Here is a 17,440-nt window from a genome sequence, read left to right on the forward strand (position 1 = left end):
CTGGAAGAGCTCGGCATGGTGTGGGACACCGCCGACGCACAGTTCGCCGAGAACCTCGCCGCCGCCCGCGCCTACTACTCAGAGGCCCGCACCCTGGCCGCACCCCGCCACGCCACCGCCCTCGACAAACCCGTCGGGCAATGGCTCACCAACCTCCGGCGGCCCGGCGGACTTGGCAAGGACCCCGAGCGAGCTGCTCGGCGCGCCAAGCAGTTGGCCGCGATCGACCCGGACTGGAATCCGGGAGGGTTGGGGTGGACCGTCGACTGGCAACGCCACTACACCGGCCTGAACGCCCTCCTCGCGGCCGGCGGAACACTGGACGAGATCCTGCCCGGCGTCACGTACCGGGGCGACGACATCGGTCGCTGGCTCGCACGGCAGGCACGGGACTGGACGCAACTCAACACCGAACAGCAACACCGCCTGAGCGAGATGGGCATGAAACCGGCTGCACGGCCCCAGAAGACCGCAACGCAAACCAACACGAAGGCTGGGGCAACGAAGGGCTCCGACGCGTTCCAGCGGGGCGTAGCAGCCCTCCAGCAATACATCGCGCGGGAAGGGAAACACGTGGTCGGAAGGCAGCACGTCGAAGAACTCCCCGACGGCACCTCCGTACGCCTGGGCGTATTTCTGAGCAACCAGAAAAGCCGCCGCGACCGCCTCACCGAGCAGCAGCTCGCAGCCCTCGCCGAACTCGGATACGACTGGGCGATGTAGATGACCCAGGTGCTGCGAATCCGGGGTCGGCAGGGGGTGGGCGAACTAGGCTGGTGGTTCTTTCTGGTGATGTGGGGGAATGTCGTGTTGATCGAGGGACTCATCGCTGCGGCGGCCGCGGGTGGCGGCGCGGTCGTGCAGGCCGCGGGAACGGACGCGTGGAACGGGATCCGCAGCGGGGTGGCCCGGCTGTTCGGTCACGGCGAAGCTGGACGCGAGCAGGCGGTACTGGAACGCCTGGACCGTACACGGGCAGTGCTGGAAGCCGCACAGGACGGTGCGGAAGCCGAGCAGGTCCGTATCGCGCAAGTCGCGGTATGGCAGACCCGGCTCGAAACCCTCCTGGAAGAGCTGCCCGACACCGAACGGCAACAGGTAGTGGCCGAGTTGGAAGCCCTGGTCGCCCAGGCCGACGCTGCCCAGCCGTCCGAAACGGTGCACAACGACTTCCGAAACGCAACGTTCGAGGGGCCGGTGCAGGGCAGCGGCACGCAGAACAACCACTTCCACCGGTAGACCGGCATGGGCGGAAAGAACAAACCGAAGAACAAGACGAAGAAGGCCGGTGCCAAGGGCGCGATGCGCAGGGGCGCACAGCCTGGATCAGCCGGGCGCGCCGGCCTGTCGCCCGGGAAGGTGCCTGGGCAGCGGGTCGATTTCCGGGAGTCGACCTTGTCCGGACCGACGCAGGGCAGCGGCACCCAGAACAACACGTTCGTGCAGCAGTACGCGCCGGTGCCGACCGCGCTGGACGCCCTGCCGCCCCTGCCAGAAGGATTCACCGGCCGGGACGACGACACCACCTTCCTGTTGAACGTGCTCGATCCCGATCGTGCGACCGGCCAGTCGGCGGTTGCGGTGCTGTCGGGCTGGGGCGGCGTGGGCAAGACGACCCTCGCCCACGCCGCAGGGCACGCCGCGCAGGAGCGGGGGTGGTTCACGGGGTTTCTGCTGGTCGACCTCCGTGGCTACGACCCTCACCCGGCGCAGGCTGACGATGCTCTTGAAGCGCTGTTGCGGTCGATGGGTGTGCGTCCCCAGCATCTTCCGCCGCCCGGTGCACAGCGGGAAGTCTTGTACCGGTCGCAGCTGAACGCGCGGGAGCGGGCAGGTGAGCGGTTGCTGGTGATCGCCGACAACGCCTCCACTGCCGGGCAGGTCCGGCCTCTTCTGCCGCCGGGAGACCACGGGATGCTGGTCACTTCCCGGCACAGTCTTCCCGGGCTCGGGCGGATGCGCACCGTCAATCGTCTGCAGCCCGACGACGCCGTCGCTCTCTTGAAAGGGGCGTTGCAGGGCAACGATCCCGACGATCAGCGGGTCGATCAGGAACCGGCAGCCGCTGAGCAGCTCGCTCTGGCGTGCGGCTACCTGCCGCTGGCGCTGCAGATCACCGCGGCTCTCCTGGCCGGAGACCCCGGCCAGCCGCTCGCCGAACGCGCAGAATCCCTCGATCACGCGGAAGGACTTCTGGACGGGCTGAACGATGGTGAACGCAGTCTGCGGGCCACGTTCGACCAGTCCTTCGACCGTCTCCCGCCCCAGGAACAGGACCTGTTCCGTCTGTTGTCTCTCAACGCCGGCCCCGACATCTCCACCACCGCCGCCGCTGTCCTGGCCGACCTGCCGCAGGCAGCCGCGGAACGTCTGCTTGGGCGGCTGGCGGCCAGCCATCTGATCGAACGCGGCACGATCCGCGGCCGGTGGCAGATGCACGACCTCCTGCGCGCCTACGCCCACGAACAGGCCGACGCGTTCATTGGCCGTGGACGTGTCCCGCGCCGACGCTACGAACAGGCCCGCGCCCGCCTCACCGACCACTACGTCCAACTCGCCGAAGCAGCCGACACCCACCTCAAGCCCCCCGGCACCGTAGTGGCTTCCCAGTTCGCCGGCCGGGCCCAGGCACTGGCCTGGTTCGACGCCGAACGCGAGAACCTGATCGCTACCGCCCACACCGAAGCCACCACAGAAACCGGCGTATCTCTGGGCTTTGCGCTAGGCCGGTACCTGGTGTGGCGGCGGCGTCTGCAGGACCTCGTAATGGTCCGCTCCCTCGCCCTCGACGCCTGCCACGCCATGGGCGACACCCGCAACATAGCCGGCGCCTGGGACAACCTCGGCGGCGCGCTCAAGGAACTGCGGCGCTACGAAGAAGCCCTCGACGCCCACCAAACCGCCCGCGACCTGTACCAACAGACCGGCGACACCCACGGCAAAGCCGGCGCCTGGAACAACCTCGGCGGCGCGCTCCAGGAACTGCGGCGCTACGAAGAAGCCCTCGACGCCCACCAAACCGCCCGCGACCTGTTCCAACAGACCGGCGACACCCACGGCAAAGCCGGCGCCTGGAACAACCTCGGCCTCGTGCTCAAGGAACTGCGGCGCTACGAAGAAGCCCTCGACGCCCACCAAACCGCCCGCGACCTGTTCCAACAGACCGGCGACACCCACGGCGAAGCCACCGCCTGGAACAACCTCGGCCTCGTGCTCAAGGAACTGCGGCGCTACGAAGAAGCCCTCGACGCCCACCGTATCGATCTCACTCATTGCCAGCGGACCGGCGACACCCACGGCGAAGCGATTGCCTGGAACAACCTCGGCGGCGCGCTCAAGGAACTACGGCGCTACGAAGAAGCCCTCGACGCCCACCAAACCGCCCGCGACCTGTACCAACAGACCGGCGACACCCACGGCAAAGCCAGCGCCTGGAACAACCTCGGCGGCACGCTCCAGGAACTACGGCGCTACGAAGAAGCCCTCGACGCCCACCAAACCGCCCGCGACCTCCACCAACAGACCGGCGACACCCACGGCGAAGCGATTGCCTGGAACAACCTCGGCGGCACGCTCCAGGAACTACGGCGCTACGAAGAAGCCCTCGACGCCCACCAAACCGCCCGCGACCTCCACCAACAGACCGGCGACACCCACGGCAAAGCCACCGCCTGGAACAACCTCGGCACCGTGCTCAAGAAACTACGGCGCTACGAAGAAGCCCTCGACGCCCACCAAACCGCCCGCGACCTCCACCAACAGACCGGCGACACCCACGGCAAAGCCACCGCCTGGAACAACCTCGGCACCGTGCTCAAGAAACTACGGCGCTACGAAGAAGCCCTCGACGCCCACCAAACCGCCCGCGACCTCCACCAACAGACCGGCGACACCCACGGCGAAGCCACCGCCTGGAACAACCTCGGCACCGCCTACCGTGGTCTCGAGCGCTTCGAGGAGGCCGTAGCGGCCGGGCAGCGGGCTGCTGAGATGCTGGCCGCGGCAGAGGACTGGTTCCGTACCGGCCAGGCATGGGGCGAGCTGGCCACCACCCTCACCGCAGCCCATGCCGATCCCCAACAGGTGACGGACGCCTGGAACCACTCCGCCACCGCGTACACCCAAGCCGGCGCAGAAGAGGAAGCCACCACCTCCCGCACCAACGCAAGAGGCACAGGCGCAGACACCCCAGAACCGTAACGACCTCTCACCACTCCCCTCGCCAGCAGTGCTGACCGGCTGGCTATGTTCACGAGTTTCGACAGCAGTTGTTCAGCGTTCCGGGAGGTGGCCGGATTGGCCCGGGCTCGCTGTTCACGAGAACGGGAGGCACCCGGTGGCCAGCCTTGATCCCGAGCCTGTCCGGGATCCGCTTGGAGTTCCCGATCAAGGGCCTTCGGACAGACGCTGGACTGTCTGCCAGCGTGGGGCCTCGTCGTCAGGGGCGTCCGGGGACAGGAAGTGGAACGGCACTTCGAGGTAGCGGGCCAGGGCTCGTCCTGCCTTGTCGGCAGCGGTCCCCGGTGGAGGCCGGCCAGGCCGGCGGTAGACGGTCGCCAAGTGGCCTTCCCCGGATGGATCCTCCAGGACTGCGACCAGGAGCACGAACCAGTCGTGGACGGTGTCGCCGTCCCAGAAGGCCTCGACCGCGGCCACCCGGCCCGGATGAGCTGCAGCACGGGCCGCGAGTGAGGGCACGTCGAGCGGAACGGGCTGCGGGTACCGCACGCGGTCGCCGAAGAACTCATAGCGCTCGTGGACGACCTGCTCCGCCTCCCGCAGACCCAGCCCCAGTGGGCGCAGCGCCTCCCACACGGCCTTGACGGCCATGAGTCGGCGATCGCCCAGCACGTCCGAGTCGACCTCCTGGCGGGTCTGATCCTCCAGATAGGCCCACCACCCGCTCACTGGGCCACCGCGGAATCAGTGAAGTGCCTCATGGGCCGAACGTACCTCAGCCGCGAACGACCCCGTCGGGGCCCGCGAGGAAGGCAGAGTGCTGTCGAAACTCGTGAACATCCCGCTTCGTTCTCAAGCGCGTCCTGCCTCCCGAACCGGTGTCGAAGTGCTGTCCGTTCTCGTGGACAGAGCCACGCTGGCTTTGTCGAGCAGTAGTGAAGTCACTTGTCGATGAGTTTGGGAGGCACCCCAATCCAGGGATGGGTGATGTCCACGAGTTTGGGAGGCACCGAGGTTCTTGCTGCCGATCTTGACGTGAGCGACGAGGGGGTTGACGGACATCGGAACGAAGACCGGTGCTAAAAGATTGTTGTATGTGGGTTCAGCGAGTGATCGAACTGACCGGGTGGGAGCCACTCGGGATCTCCGTCGACTGGGCGGCGATCGAGGGAGAGCTGGGGGTTCCGCTGCCGACGGACTATAAGGAGCTCTACGAAGTGTTCGGCGGCGGCGTCTTCAGCGATTCCGTCTACTTTCTGGGGCGCGACGAGGGCGTCTCGTTCGACTTCCTGACACAGTGGCGGGTCTCCCTGTCGGTCGACCAGGACAGCAAGCTCGGAGGCGTCTCCGGCGTCGATCCCTATGCGATCTACGCGCCGGGCGGCAAGGGGCTGGTTGAGTGGGGCTCCACCGAATGGGCCGACGAGTACTTCTGGCTGATCGATGCCGAGCGGCCGGGCGATTACCCCGTCCTTGCGCGGTCCAATGACGTCGGCGCATGGGACCGGTACGACATGTCCACCTCTGAGTTCCTCTACCGCGTCCTTGCCGATGCCGATTTTCAACCTTTCGGGATCGCGCAGTACGACCTCGGCACGACGTTCAAGCCCGGCTCCGGCGCCCCCGTCGACGGCCAGCCGCTCTGACGAGAGGCTGGCCGTCCCACGTTCGTGGACACGACAGTGCCGTCGTTTCTCATCGAGATCCGTGAGCCAGGTGATCACCAACTGCCTCCGGAACCGGTCGCCAAACGCTGTTCCTGGAGATCGACGAAGCCATCGCGCGGGTGTACTGCCGTTACCGCCCTTCGGCACGGGCCTTCAGGCGGGCAAGGATGCCATTTGTGCTGGCCATGTCTTCAGCGGCGACGCGCTGCTGCGCCTCTTCACGACGGGTCTGTTCGCAGTCCGGGCACAGACCGCCCTGCGTGGGGCGGTAGCCGTCGAGGCCCGCCGTGCCGGGCTCGACATCGGCCTGGCAGGACGGGCACTCCCAGGTGGCATCCCACCGGGCCAGTTCCTCGCGCCGCCGCTGGTCCTCCATGGCACGGGCCGCTTCCTGCGCCTGGCGGCGCCTATCGCCGCGGGCGTGGTACTCCTCTTCGGTCCCGGCGTTGGTGAGGGCGTCGGTGATCGGCTGCCAATCGCTGTGGCCGAAGCGCCACCAGACGGGTCCATGGGGGCCGTGGGTGCGTAGCTGGTCGAGGTGGGCGGCGATGACGGGGACCGTGCCGGCGAAGTCCCACCAGCCGTCTTCCTCGGTGTCATTGGGTGACCAGCCGTGAGGGTTCTGCCAGCGGGGCTGCCAGCAAGTGCAGGACAGATCGCGGATGGTCTTGATGCGGCTCATCCGGGCCTGTGTGCCGACGTCCTTCGTGAACACCAGCGCGACGGGCGGGAAGCCGCCGCGGCCGGAGTCGTCCCACAGCGTCGACCACATCGGGATATCACCGCCGTGGTGGTCCTTGACCTGGCGGAGGAAGAAGCGTCGGTACCGGTCGATCTTCGCGGCGACGGCCGCTGCGGGTTCGGTGTGGTTGTCGACCTCCACGAACAAAACCGGCACCTGATCCTCCGGCGCCGTCAGCACCGCATCCGCACGCAGGCTGCCCCGGGCCGGTGTCGTGAACGTGCCCGCGACCGGCAGGGCGACCTCGGTCTCCCAACCCCGCAGATGCCCCAGCCCCCGCGGGCGAACCGGGAGCACCCGCTGGGGTGCGGGGCGGGTGGTACGGCGCGCGACGGGCTTCGTCGGCAGTGGCGGCGACTGGCGGAACGCGTCGATCGTGTCCGTCACCGCCAGAGCATGCGCGGCGCCAGCCTTCGCCGCATCCCTCGCGGTGCCGCCCATCTCCCGTACCGGCCGCCCCAGCTCCGACGCGGCCGCCGCCAGCCCGGCCGTCGTCAGGTTCCACAAGTCCCGCCGCACCGGCCGGCCGTTCACCCCCGGCCGGGACGTCCGGCCGACCGACTCCATGAGCCCGGCGTGACGCAGGTCCTTGCACGCGTTACGTACCGTCTGCAGGTCGGCCGTGCCTGGCAGCACCAACTGCCGCAGCTGCTCCGCCGTCGCGACCTTCACCACCCCCAGCGCCAGCAACACCAGACCACGCGCCCGAGCCGTCGAGTTGTACGGCCACTCCGCCTTACCCATCACTCCCCCGTCCCTGGCCGGCACCGCGGCGGACAGCACGACTGTCTGCGGCCCGCGCCACCGCGTCTCCTCAAGTCCCCTTCACCGACAACAAACAGTCGGCAAAGGGGTGTCGGAGCGGCGGGCAAGCCACGAACCAGGCGCTGACCTGCACAGCAACCGGTCACCTCGCCAGTGATCACCGTAGGGCAGAGTGTAGGGGCGACTGTAGGGCTAAGTGTAGGGAAAACCACAAGGCGCAACCGGGGCCTGACGACTCACCAGCCACTCACCGATCACCCACCAGCCAGCGCCCGGAACGCAAACTGTCATGGCGAGTACCGGGCCCTCCGCTCGATAGTGAGGCCAAAGACCGGCAGAGCTCCGGTGCTGCACCGGACACCACTCACCACGTCCCATAGGCGACCAGACACCAGCAGACGAGCCGGCCGCGGGCCAACCAGGTGACGAACACCCCACCCGCTCGCGCGTCACAGCCCAGGCATCCCGCCCGGCACGGAGAGTGAAGCAGCAGCGCCCAGGCCGATCCTGAATGGCGCCAGCCCTTGAAGCTCCCGGAACGGCGCCGTGTCACCGCCCTCCCGGGAGCCATGGCACCCACGGCCGGCAGGCGGGCGACCTTCGCCAGCCGCACCGCCGACCGGCCGTGGTTTCTCAGCCCGACTGCGAGATGCCCTGCACGAGCTGGGTCAGGACGCTCAGAATTCCCTGACCGAGGTCTGTCGGGGCAATCAGCACCCCGAGGGCCAGCACGATGGCCACGGTGAACTTCTCGTCGAGTCGGCTCCTGGAGTGTGTCCGACGGCGCAGCCGCAGGACAACAATGACTGCGAGCAGTACCGCCACGTTGATCGTCAGCACCCGACCAGTCCTCCAGTCACAGGCAAGCTCCACCCTCAACCCTCTGGTGTAGCCCGAACTGACCGCCACGGTGACGCAGTTGCCCGTCGTTGGCGGCACACGGCGCTTCTCTGGCTGAATCCAACGGGCAGGAGCGATGAGGATCTGTGAAATTGGCCAGGCATGCTTCTCCTCCTCACTTCTTCCGGGGTTCAACCGAGTGGGGAAGGTGGGGAGCGATGAGCGTGTCGGTGGGGGCTCCTAGGGTGTGGGGTCATGGGGTTCACCGGGTCTTTCTTCGTCGCGCGGTCGGGCCGGCCGCTGCTTGAGCTTCCTGCGGTCGTAGTGGCCGGTGGTGATCCATATGCGTGGTGGCGCGATGGTGAATGGCAGATGCTGCAGGTGTGGCCGATGGGCGATCCTGGCAACTCGATCGTGGAGGACACGGGGGCGCCGGTGCTGGCCGCGCATGTCGTGGACGGCGACTTCGCGGCCGTGGAGGCGGCGAGTCCGAGCGGGCTGAGCTGGAAATGCGCGCTGCGGCCGGAGGCGGCTCGGGGGTATGACTTTCCGGAAGAATGGATCGGCGATCCGCGGGAGGTCACGGAGTTGGCGGCGGCGTGGGCGAGGGAGGCCGGGCGTCAGCCCGATCCTGAGGCCGTCTTTGCGGCGCTTGTCGCCGAGGCAGGGCCAGCGGAAGCTCTGGTGCCAACATTGCTGTGTGCCTTGGGCTTTGGCTTCACGGAGGAGATCTGTCTGGCGGAGGCCGGCGAGTAGTCACCGGCCTCCGGTAGTCGTGACGCTCAGTGGGCCCGCTGGTTGACGGGGGTCAGGCCGCGTTGTCCGCGTAGCAGGCGCGGAGGAGGTGGTCGATGTTGTTCACGGTGCTGGAGATGCTGAGGTTGTCGATCCAGCGGTGGCCGACGTGGGCAGTGTGGCAGATGCCGTCGGGACGGCGAAGACGAAGATCCGGGTGTTCCGGTCGGTGTCGCGGTGGTCGTTGTGGCCGATGTCGGCGTACTCGCGTATGTGCAGAGTTGGGTACGGATGAACGTGCAGAGCAAGTGGCCGCAGAATGGTGCTCATTGCCATGCGCGACGATGGGGCGGGGGATCTTCGTTACTTCAATCAGACCGGCTGGACCGTCATCTTTTGGACATCGTTTCTTCTGGCGTGGGCCCCGCCTGCTGACTGGCTTGGAGCACCTGCTAGAACCCAGCCATGACACACAGATTCACCGCTCGTGTAGTGGCGGCAGGAGTCGACCTCGACAACGACGTTATGCAAGCGGGCTTCGCGGAGGATGAGGCTGGCGATGGCTTCTTCCTGCTCTTCATGAGCAATATCGGCGAGCCATCCCGTCAGAACGTGACTCTGGGGCTCGACAGCCACTGCCTCGTGACGCAGGACCAAGGGACGGCCTACGGCTGTGTCCGGGAGGTGACCCTGTCGAACGGGCTGCTCACCGTGTCGCTGGACCCCGCTTCGCTGGACGATCTGGGGCTGGCTGACACCACAATCGAAGCACAGCTCGATGTGCCGGACGAGGACATCGAGCGGATGCGCGATGTCCTCGTCCAAGTACTGGCGTTCGGGCGAGAAGAAAACCGGCCCCAGCGCGTGGATCTGTAGGCCCCAGTCTGCATCAAAGTCTCCGGTAGCCAATGAGTACGGCAGCGATTCCGAAATCCCAAGCGAGGCGCCATGCGTCCGGTCACGGACTACGAGGACTTCTCCCGCCTTGAGAAGGCCGACCAGGTCGTAGCCGCAGTGCCTGGTGGCGGGTGGCGGGCCCACTGGAAGGACGAGGGCCCCGGGAAATCCCGCTGACGGAACAGGTGCTCGCGTGGCTGATCACCTCTCAGGGACGGGCGCCGGCCATCACAATGGACGCTCACGGGCATGTTGACGATGCCGATAGCGCCGACGCTTTCATCCTGACCATCCCCTCGTAGCGTAGAGACCGTGACTGTAGGGGAAGTTGGGGGTCATGGCAGAGAAGCGACGGAAGTTCGACGCGGAGTTCCGTGAGGGGGCTGTGCGGATCGTCTCCGAGACCGGTCGGCCGATCGCGCAGGTCGCGAAGGACCTGGGGATCAACGAGACCACCCTGAGCACCTGGGTGTCGAGGGCGAAGAAGGCCGGCGGGGACGGGACGCTGAGCGTGCCCGAGCGTGAGGAACTGGCGCGGCTGCGCAGGCAGGACGCGGAGAAGAACAAGCGGATCAGGGAGCTCGAGATGGAGCGTGACGTCCTCAAACGCTGCATGGTCCTTTGGGTGAAGTAGCTGAGGGGGACCCGGCGTTGCTCGTTGGGGTGATCAGCGACCAGAGGACCGAGTACGACATCCCGCACACCGTCGCCTGCCGCGCTCTCGGGGTATCCGAGGCGTGGTTCTACAAGTGGCGCCGCCGACCGTCCGAGCCCACGAAGCGCGAGGCCAGGAGGAGGCAGCTGGAGGAGAGGATCACGTATTTCTTCCGCGAGTCGGGCGATACCTACGGCTCCCCGCGGGTCACCCTGGACCTGTGGGCCGAGGGCTGGCAGGTCTCGGTGAACACGGTCGCCGAGATCATGGCCGACCTGGGACTGCAGGGCCGTAAGCGGCCCCGCAGGCGACGCTCGCTGACTCGTCAGGGCAAGCGAAGAGCCGCCCCTGACCTGGTGCATCGCCGATTCGACGCGGTCGCACCCGACGTGCTGTGGGTCGGCGACATGACCGAGATCGAGACCGGTGAGGGCAAGCTCTACCTCGCCACGGTCCTGGATCTGTTCTCGCGTCGCCTGCTCGGGTACGCGATGGGATCGCACCACGACGCCGCGCTGGTCGGAGCGTCGCTGCAGATGGCGGTCGCTGTCCGCGGTGGCGATGTGGACGGCGTGATCTTTCACAGTGATCGCGGAAGCGAGTACACCAGCGAGGCGTACAACAACCTGTGCGACAGGCTAGGCGTGGTGCAGTCCATGGGGCGCGTGGGATCAGCCCTGGACAACGCCGCCGCCGAGTCGTTCAACTCGCTGATCAAAGTCGAGTACATCCACCGCCACCAGTTCGCCACCCGCGCCGAGGCCCGGCTGAAGATCGCCACCTGGATCACGGACTTCTACAACCCGCGCCGCCGCCACAGCGGGGCCGCCGGCCTACCGCCAATCGAGTTCGAACGCACCATCAGCGAAGCACGCGCCGAGCACCATCAGAAGGACCAAGCCGCGTAAGGAAGGCCTCTACGTTTCCAGGGGATTGACAATCGACCCAAGCGGAGTGCAGGAGTGGCTTGACCACAACGAACTGGGACTCGCCTTCGACGACTTTGTCGATCTGGGGCATGGCTGTGAGCTTCCGCTGGTCTTCTGGCACACCTCGACGAGGCAGCTCGTGAGATGAACCTCTACTCGGCCGCTCTCGACAAGCCGCACCTCACCTCAGCAGATCTCTGTCGTCGCCACATCGCAGCCGCATCGGAGAGCGAGGACACACACTGAGTGACTGGACTCCTTCGCGGCATTGAATACGCGACACCTCAACATGCGAGCCCACCAGTCCCGAGGCCGAACGAGGTGCCGTGGCGAACGAGCCCTCCGCTCCCGCCTCCTGACCCCGAGCAGGTCCCGTCCCTCCCCGGCGCTACGATCCGGTTGATCACCGAACCGGGGAGGGGACATGGCCGAGGGCCGGGAAGCGACGGACGCCGTCGCAGACGGCCTTGCACCCTTCACTGTCCTGTCTGTTTAACGGCGCCCCAACTCACGAAGTTGCGTGCGGCCGCCAACAGCGTTTCAGTGGAAGGGAAGGTGTGCTTCACCTGCGGAATTGACCCAACCGGAAGCTTAGCTCCGCACACGTGACTAATGCACCCTCTCAAGCGGCCGGAGGACCGGCGCGAGTGAGCCTCGTGCGGTATGAGAGGTCAGTCGGGTTCGGGCGATAGCCGAGCGCTCTTTCCTGCGTCGGCATCCTCGTAAGTTCAACGACTCCTCACGTTAGGAGACTGTCGTGGTTGTAGCTAGGCAGGCCGGTGTAGCACTGGCCAAACAAGCTCCCAATCAGCTCACGGCCGTTGTTATCGGCAACGACGAACGCATGCATGTGGCCTGGGAAACGGACAACGGCCCCTGGCAGGGCCCGGTCGCTTTCGGCGAGCCCGTCCTTCCTTACTCTCCCGACGTAGCCATGGAGAGGCAGAATCACAATCAGCTTACAGCCGCCGCTGCAGGCGACAACGGTCAGCTTTATGTGGCCTGGGTGGTCGACAACGGCCCCTGGCAGGGGCCCGTGCCGGCAGGCACCAGAGGCGTGCTTGAACCTAAGGGATCGGTCGCTCTCGGCAGACAGAGCGACAACCAACTGACGGCAGTGGCCATCGGCCATGACCAACGCATGTGTGTGGCCTGGGAGACGGACAACGGCCCCTGGCAGGGCCCGGTCGCTTTCGGCGAAGCGTCCTTCATCGCAGGTTCGCCAGTCGGAGTGGCCAGGCAGAACCCCAACCAGCTGACAGCTCTCGCCGTGGGAGAAGACGGACGCATGCGCGTCGCATGGGAAACCAACAACGGGCCCTGGCAAGGACCGGTTGCGTTCGGAGAGGACGCCCTGGCCCCGGTGTCAGGCGTAGCGGTTAAACCACAGAACGACAACCAATTGACGGCCCTTGCAGTGGGAGCCGACGGACGCATGTACGTCGCATGGGAAACCGATAACGGCCCGTGGCAGGGGCCCGTGGGCTTCGGAGACCAGGGTCTGTTTCCTTCCTACGCGGGAATCGCTGCGGAAAAGCAGAACGACAACCAGCTCACAGCCGTGGCTATCGGACACGACGGACGCATGCATGTGGCCTGGGAGACGGGCAACGGCCCCTGGCAGGGGCCCGTCGCTTTCGGAGACGCCGCTTTTGAACCCGGCTCCGGCATAGGACTGGCCAGGCAAAACGACGGCCAACTCACCGCGATGGCCATCGGCAGCGACGGCCATCTGCACGTGGCCTGGGAGACGGACAACGGCCCCTGGCAGGGGCCAGTAGCCATCTGAGTCCGGCGCTGACCGCGTGCGGGCGGGTAGGGTCGAGTGCGGCGGCCGACGGGAGTTTCCCCGCCGACCGCCGTATGCCCTCCCTGTCAGACTCTCGTGAGACATGAGGACAATCGAGTCTTCTGTTGTTAGCAGGGCGAGAACAGGATCTTTCGAACGTGACGCTGAGCAGTGCCGACCTTGAGCCCGGTGTGGCCGATGATGAGGTCGTGGGCAAGAAGAAGCGCGGTCCCCGCGCGGGCGGGCCGAAGCGGCGGTCCTTCACCCCGGAGTACAAGCTTCGGATCGTGGAGGAGTACGAGCGGCTGACCGAACCGGGCGCGAAGGGCGCGCTGCTGCGCCGGGAGGGGCTGTACCACTCGCACATCTTCGACTGGCGGACCGCCCGGGACGCCGGCGCGCTGGATGCGCTGACCGCCAAGCCGTCCGGACCGACGGGCAAGAGCGCAGCCGAGAAGGAGGCCGAGCGGCTGCGGGCAGAGAACGAGAAGCTGGCCGCCGAGCTGGCCAAGTCCCAGAGGGCGCTGGCCATCCTGGGAAAAGCACACGAGCTCTTGGAACTGCTCTCCGGGAGCGAGGACTCCGAGCCCAAGCGGACGAAGTGATCACCGAGGCGTTCGCCGCCCTGGAGCCGGTCGTCGGGATCAAGCCGGCCTGCGAGCTGACCGGCCGCTCGCGGGCCACCGTCTACCGGCAGCGCCACCCCAAGCCCCGCGTGGCCGGGCCGCGCCGGGCGCCGGCAGCGCACCCGGCGGCCCTGTCCGAGCTGGAACAGGAACGGGTGCTGAGTGTGCTGCGCTCGCAGCGGTTCGTGGACAAGTCGCCGGCCTTCCCGTTGGGCCGGTGGCTGTCCGACCAGAGAAGGGCGTACCGGGCCGGGACCATGTGCAGTACCCGGGCGGATGAGCTGGAAGAGTTCGGCATGGTGTGGGACACCGCCGACACGGCGTTCGCCGAGAACCTCGCCGCCGCCCGCGCCTACTACGCACAGGCCGGCACGCTGGCCGCGCCCCGCCACGCCACCGCCCTCGACAAACCCGTCGGACAATGGCTCACCAACCTCAGACGACCCGACGGACTCGGCAAAGACCCCGAACGCGCAGCACGGCGAGCCGAGCAGCTCGCCGCCATCGACCCCGACTGGAACCCCGGACAACTCGGCTGGACCGTCGACTGGCAACGCCACTACACCGGCCTCACCACACTCCTCGAGGGCGGTGCCGGCCTCGACGACATCGTGCCCGGGGTGACGCACCACCGCCGGCCTGCTCTTGGGTTCGGTGAGCCAGGCACTGCTGCACCACGCGCACTGCCCGTCACCGTTGTCCGCGGCACGGCATGACCAGACCCACGGCGCGGTGAGGGCTGCCCGTCGCGCGAGTTTCCCACCGTCAGGCGCCGCTCAGGCCAATTCCGACCAGGGCGGTTTGTTCGTCGTCCACGCGTCGAGCCAGAGCCATGTGGCACCAGAGCAGGAGGCCCGGTCATCCGCCCGGTCGAGGAGCTGTCCAACCTCAGCCGCGCCCGCAACACCTTCGAGACCACCATCGTTTTCTGATCTCACCGTCCATGCCCGGCGGCGGCCTGGACCGCAGACAACGGCGGACCTCGCCGTACCGCCGGATGGCCTACGTGGGGTTTGGTCAAGGGAATGTGGGCTGGTTGAGTGGATGAGTCGTCCGGTCCACGGAACCGAACCCTCACCCCGGCCGCGGCCGGACGGCGACTCCGCCCCCCACACTCGGGAGGGGGGCGGACTCAAGCTGGGTCCGAACTCGCCCCCGAGCACTCCGCCCCCTGTCTCCGGCCACGGCTATGGCTGAGACGGGGGGCGGTTTCGTGCGTCCGGGGCTCGCTCACCGCGGGGCGGGCCACAGGTTCGGCCCGCCTCCACGCCAGTCGATCATCCCGGAGAACGTCTTCCTCGGTGATGTCGTCCATGCCGGCCCGACGCAGGAACTCCGTCACATCCCGCAGGCTGTGCGCCATGCCGAGGATCTCCCCGTCGACACGCACCCGGCGGCCGCCGGACTCATCGGGCGGATAGATCACGATCGGAAGGTATCCGGACATGGGCCAAGCCTCACCCCGGTCGGCAACCCGCTCAGACAAGCCACACGCAGCAGCGCCCGGTCAGGACCAGACAGGGCGGCCCGTCCAACATCCATGTCGCACACGCTCACGGCAGGCACGCCGCCGATTCGCTGAGGCCGCGCAGACTGGACCCACGGAAGTATTAGCCCTGTAGGAGATGTGGCCGTCGCCAGGAGACCCAGCGACGGCCGGCCGCGCCGTGACCCGCCGACTGGTCACGGGGGCATTTCCGATGCGAGCACCGGGTTCACAGGCTCAATCGACCCAGTCTGTGCAGGCTTCGCGTACCCCGACGTGTCGTGTCCATGCGCGAACGCACGAAAGGTATTCGGTCGGGTGCGGTCAGGGGGCAGGCCAGATCGCCTTGCCTGCGCCGGGGCGCCGCCCTTGTGGCAACCTCACTGACTCAGCCTCAGCCCGATACCGGTCCCGTTTGCACTGGTGGAGTGATTCACCGGCCATGGAAGCCCTCACAGCCGGTGAGTCAGCTGTCGGCGGCGATGATCAGGGGAGCGAATTTCTGGGGCGATGGTCGATGTCTCACGAAGGTGAACGATTGCGGCCGGTCAGGCCAGAAGGGGCGGCTGCGGCTGTGGAGGAACGTGAGCGGCGGCCCGGCAAGAAGGTGGTGGACCGGTCGGAGGGATTCGGTGAGCGGCTTCTGGGTCGGCTGCTGGATCGGGCGCACAAGATGCCGCCGCAGTTGATCGCTCCGATGATCGCGGAAGAAGTGGCCGGCATCGGTGGCCGAGAGGTCTCGATCCTCCTGCAGGACTATGCGCGAGAGCTGCTGGTGCCACTGCCTGGTCTGGGGCTCCTTATTGGCGAGCCCGAGGAGATCGCTGACTTTCCGGCCGGTACGGCGTTCCTGCGGGCCACCCCCGTCGAGGTCTGGCAGGCGGACGGCGTGCGGATGTATCTGCCGTTGCTGGACGGCAGCGACGAGGTGGGAGTGCTGGCCCTCACCCTGGACGCCGTCGATGACGACGACCGGCGGCTGTTGCGCCGGCTCGCGAGTCTGGTCGCCGACATTCTGGTGACCAAGCATGCCTACACCGACCGGCTCTTCCAGGCCCGCCGCCGTGAGCCGATGAGTGTGGCCGCGGAAATGCAGTGGTCCCTGCTGCCGCCGCTGACCATGTCCCTGCCGCAGGTCGCGGTGGGCGGGGCCGTCGAGCCCGCGTACGACATCGCCGGCGACAGCTTCGACTACACCCTCAACGACAACATCCTGCATGCAGCCGTAATCGACGCCATGGGCCACGGCCTGGACGCCGCCACGATGGCGACCGTCGCCATCGGCGCCTACCGGCATGCCAGACGCGCCGGCATCGGCCTGGCCGAGAAGTACCTGTACATGGACCACGCCATCGCCGAACAGTTCGGGCCCGACCACTTCGTCACCGCACAGATGATGAACCTGGACATCACCACCGGCCTGTTCCAATGGGTCAACGCGGGCCACCCCGTACCGCTACTGATCCGGGAAAAGCAGGTGATCCGCCAGCTGGAAGGCCCGACCACCCTGCCCGTCGGCCTCGGCGGTACATGCCCCTCCATCAGCCACCTCCAGCTCCAACGGGGCGACCGGGTGCTGTGCTACACCGACGGGGTGATCGAGGAACGGGACGCACACGGACAACCATTCGGCGAGCAACGGCTCATCCGCTGCGTCAACCAACTCGAACACCGGGAAGGAGGAATGCGGGCCGAGGCGCTCCAGCTCTCCCAAGCTCTCAAACAGGAACGCGGCGGGTCCACCAGTGATGACGCAACCCTCTTCCTGATCGAATGGCGCGGGGAAGCCGCCGACCACCTCACCGCCCTGCAGAAGTGAAGATTTTCTCAGGCATTGCGCACGGCCTGCTCGATGTCGTTGCGGTCAAGGCCCTCATTCTTCGCGTACTGCGTGATCGCTTCCTGCAGATCGCGCTCAAGGTCACGCCACGCCCGCCATGCCGTCTCGTAGGTCGTCGTCTGCGCCTCGCTCCACGGCTCAGTGGCCGGCGGCCCCAATCGCTCGCGCAGTTCCATGACCCGCACGTGCGCCTCGTCCGTCGCACGCCGCATGCCGACCAGCTCTGCCAGGGTGTCTGCCACGCCCGAACCCTAAAACGCCACAACCGGGCGCGCCTGCGCGAAACCGGA

The 17,440-nt window shown here is 67.2% G+C and carries 17 protein-coding genes; 13 read left to right on the forward strand and 4 right to left on the reverse strand.

All coding sequences use genetic code 11. The features are described from left to right. The 3 genes from OG972_RS40815 to OG972_RS40825 form a co-directional block, all read left to right on the forward strand. A partial coding sequence (locus OG972_RS40815; RefSeq protein WP_266991180.1) for a helicase associated domain-containing protein occupies nt 1-723 on the forward strand: 723 nt, incomplete at its 5' end. Beyond that, nucleotides 724-1,239, forward strand: a complete 516-nt coding sequence (locus tag OG972_RS40820) for a hypothetical protein (protein ID WP_266991182.1) — start codon at nt 724-726, stop codon at nt 1,237-1,239. A gap of 6 nt (nt 1,240-1,245) precedes the next feature. Next, nucleotides 1,246-4,200, forward strand: coding sequence for a tetratricopeptide repeat protein (locus OG972_RS40825; RefSeq protein ID WP_266991184.1), 2,955 nt, complete (start codon nt 1,246-1,248; stop codon nt 4,198-4,200). A 186-nt stretch (nt 4,201-4,386) separates the two neighbouring features. Here OG972_RS40825 and OG972_RS40830 read toward each other — a convergent pair whose 3' ends face one another. After that, nucleotides 4,387-4,908: a hypothetical protein gene (locus OG972_RS40830; RefSeq protein ID WP_266991186.1), complete on the reverse strand. Its 522-nt coding sequence runs from the start codon at nt 4,906-4,908 to the stop codon at nt 4,387-4,389. Nucleotides 4,909-5,288: 380 nt separating this feature from the next. Here OG972_RS40830 and OG972_RS40835 point away from each other — a divergent pair, with 380 nt between their 5' ends. Continuing rightward, nucleotides 5,289-5,825, forward strand: coding sequence for an SMI1/KNR4 family protein (locus OG972_RS40835; RefSeq protein ID WP_266991188.1), 537 nt, complete (start codon nt 5,289-5,291; stop codon nt 5,823-5,825). Between the two features lie 151 nt (nt 5,826-5,976). On the opposite strand, the gene OG972_RS40840 is transcribed toward OG972_RS40835, so the two are convergent. Both OG972_RS40840 and OG972_RS40845 read right to left on the reverse strand, forming a co-directional pair. Beyond that, nucleotides 5,977-7,332, reverse strand: coding sequence for a replication-relaxation family protein (locus OG972_RS40840; protein WP_266991190.1), 1,356 nt, complete (start codon nt 7,330-7,332; stop codon nt 5,977-5,979). Nucleotides 7,333-7,986: 654 nt separating this feature from the next. Further along, entirely contained in the window at nt 7,987-8,193 is a 207-nt protein-coding gene (locus tag OG972_RS40845; RefSeq protein WP_266991191.1) for a hypothetical protein, read from the reverse strand. A gap of 255 nt (nt 8,194-8,448) precedes the next feature. On the opposite strand from OG972_RS40845, the gene OG972_RS40850 reads away from it, so the two are divergent. From OG972_RS40850 to OG972_RS40895, 9 genes are all read left to right on the forward strand, one after another. Then, nucleotides 8,449-8,949 carry a hypothetical protein gene (locus OG972_RS40850; protein WP_266991193.1) on the forward strand — a complete coding sequence of 167 codons (501 nt, stop codon included), beginning with the start codon at nt 8,449-8,451 and terminating at the stop codon, nt 8,947-8,949. A gap of 444 nt (nt 8,950-9,393) precedes the next feature. Further along, complete coding sequence (locus tag OG972_RS40855; RefSeq protein WP_266991194.1) at nt 9,394-9,804, forward strand: Imm10 family immunity protein; 411 nt, start codon at nt 9,394-9,396, stop codon at nt 9,802-9,804. Between the two features lie 72 nt (nt 9,805-9,876). After that, nucleotides 9,877-10,002 (forward strand): hypothetical protein, encoded by a 126-nt coding sequence (locus tag OG972_RS40860; RefSeq protein ID WP_266991196.1) that lies wholly within the window; start codon nt 9,877-9,879, stop codon nt 10,000-10,002. A 160-nt stretch (nt 10,003-10,162) separates the two neighbouring features. Further along, nucleotides 10,163-10,459 carry a transposase gene (locus OG972_RS40865; RefSeq protein ID WP_266991198.1) on the forward strand — a complete coding sequence of 99 codons (297 nt, stop codon included), beginning with the start codon at nt 10,163-10,165 and terminating at the stop codon, nt 10,457-10,459. A 29-nt stretch (nt 10,460-10,488) separates the two neighbouring features. Then, nucleotides 10,489-11,388 carry an IS3 family transposase gene (locus OG972_RS40870; RefSeq protein WP_266991200.1) on the forward strand — a complete coding sequence of 300 codons (900 nt, stop codon included), beginning with the start codon at nt 10,489-10,491 and terminating at the stop codon, nt 11,386-11,388. A gap of 778 nt (nt 11,389-12,166) precedes the next feature. Then, complete coding sequence (locus OG972_RS40875; protein WP_266991202.1) at nt 12,167-13,198, forward strand: hypothetical protein; 1,032 nt, start codon at nt 12,167-12,169, stop codon at nt 13,196-13,198. Nucleotides 13,199-13,356: 158 nt separating this feature from the next. Beyond that, nucleotides 13,357-13,803, forward strand: a complete 447-nt coding sequence (locus OG972_RS40880; protein ID WP_266991204.1) for a transposase — start codon at nt 13,357-13,359, stop codon at nt 13,801-13,803. Continuing rightward, entirely contained in the window at nt 13,800-14,540 is a 741-nt protein-coding gene (locus OG972_RS40885) for a helicase associated domain-containing protein (protein WP_266991205.1), read from the forward strand. Before OG972_RS40880 ends, OG972_RS40885 begins: the two co-directional genes overlap by 4 nt. Nucleotides 14,541-15,884: 1,344 nt before the next feature. After that, a complete protein-coding gene (locus tag OG972_RS40895) occupies nt 15,885-17,129 on the forward strand; it encodes a PP2C family protein-serine/threonine phosphatase (RefSeq protein ID WP_266991206.1) in 1,245 nt (414 codons plus the stop codon). An 8-nt stretch (nt 17,130-17,137) separates the two neighbouring features. Here OG972_RS40895 and OG972_RS40900 read toward each other — a convergent pair whose 3' ends face one another. Continuing rightward, entirely contained in the window at nt 17,138-17,392 is a 255-nt protein-coding gene (locus OG972_RS40900) for a hypothetical protein (RefSeq protein ID WP_266991207.1), read from the reverse strand. Nucleotides 17,393-17,440: the final 48 nt, after the last annotated feature.

It is taken from the genome of Streptomyces sp. NBC_01669, assembly GCF_026339735.1.
GTDB classification, from domain to species: Bacteria; Actinomycetota; Actinomycetes; order Streptomycetales; family Streptomycetaceae; genus Streptomyces; species Streptomyces yanii.

Excerpts from the sequence above, each read along its gene's own strand:
- OG972_RS40855 (WP_266991194.1), top strand. The coding sequence starts at position 9,394 with ATGACACACAGATTCACCGCTCGTGTAGTGGCGGCAGGAGTCGACCTC.
- OG972_RS40820 (WP_266991182.1), top strand. The coding sequence starts at position 724 with ATGACCCAGGTGCTGCGAATCCGGGGTCGGCAGGGGGTGGGCGAACTA.
- OG972_RS40860 (WP_266991196.1), top strand. The coding sequence starts at position 9,877 with ATGCGTCCGGTCACGGACTACGAGGACTTCTCCCGCCTTGAGAAGGCC.
- OG972_RS40865 (WP_266991198.1), top strand. The coding sequence starts at position 10,163 with ATGGCAGAGAAGCGACGGAAGTTCGACGCGGAGTTCCGTGAGGGGGCT.
- OG972_RS40850 (WP_266991193.1), top strand. The coding sequence starts at position 8,449 with ATGGGGTTCACCGGGTCTTTCTTCGTCGCGCGGTCGGGCCGGCCGCTG.
- OG972_RS40825 (WP_266991184.1), top strand. The coding sequence starts at position 1,246 with ATGGGCGGAAAGAACAAACCGAAGAACAAGACGAAGAAGGCCGGTGCC.
- OG972_RS40840 (WP_266991190.1), bottom strand. The coding sequence starts at position 7,332 with ATGGGTAAGGCGGAGTGGCCGTACAACTCGACGGCTCGGGCGCGTGGT.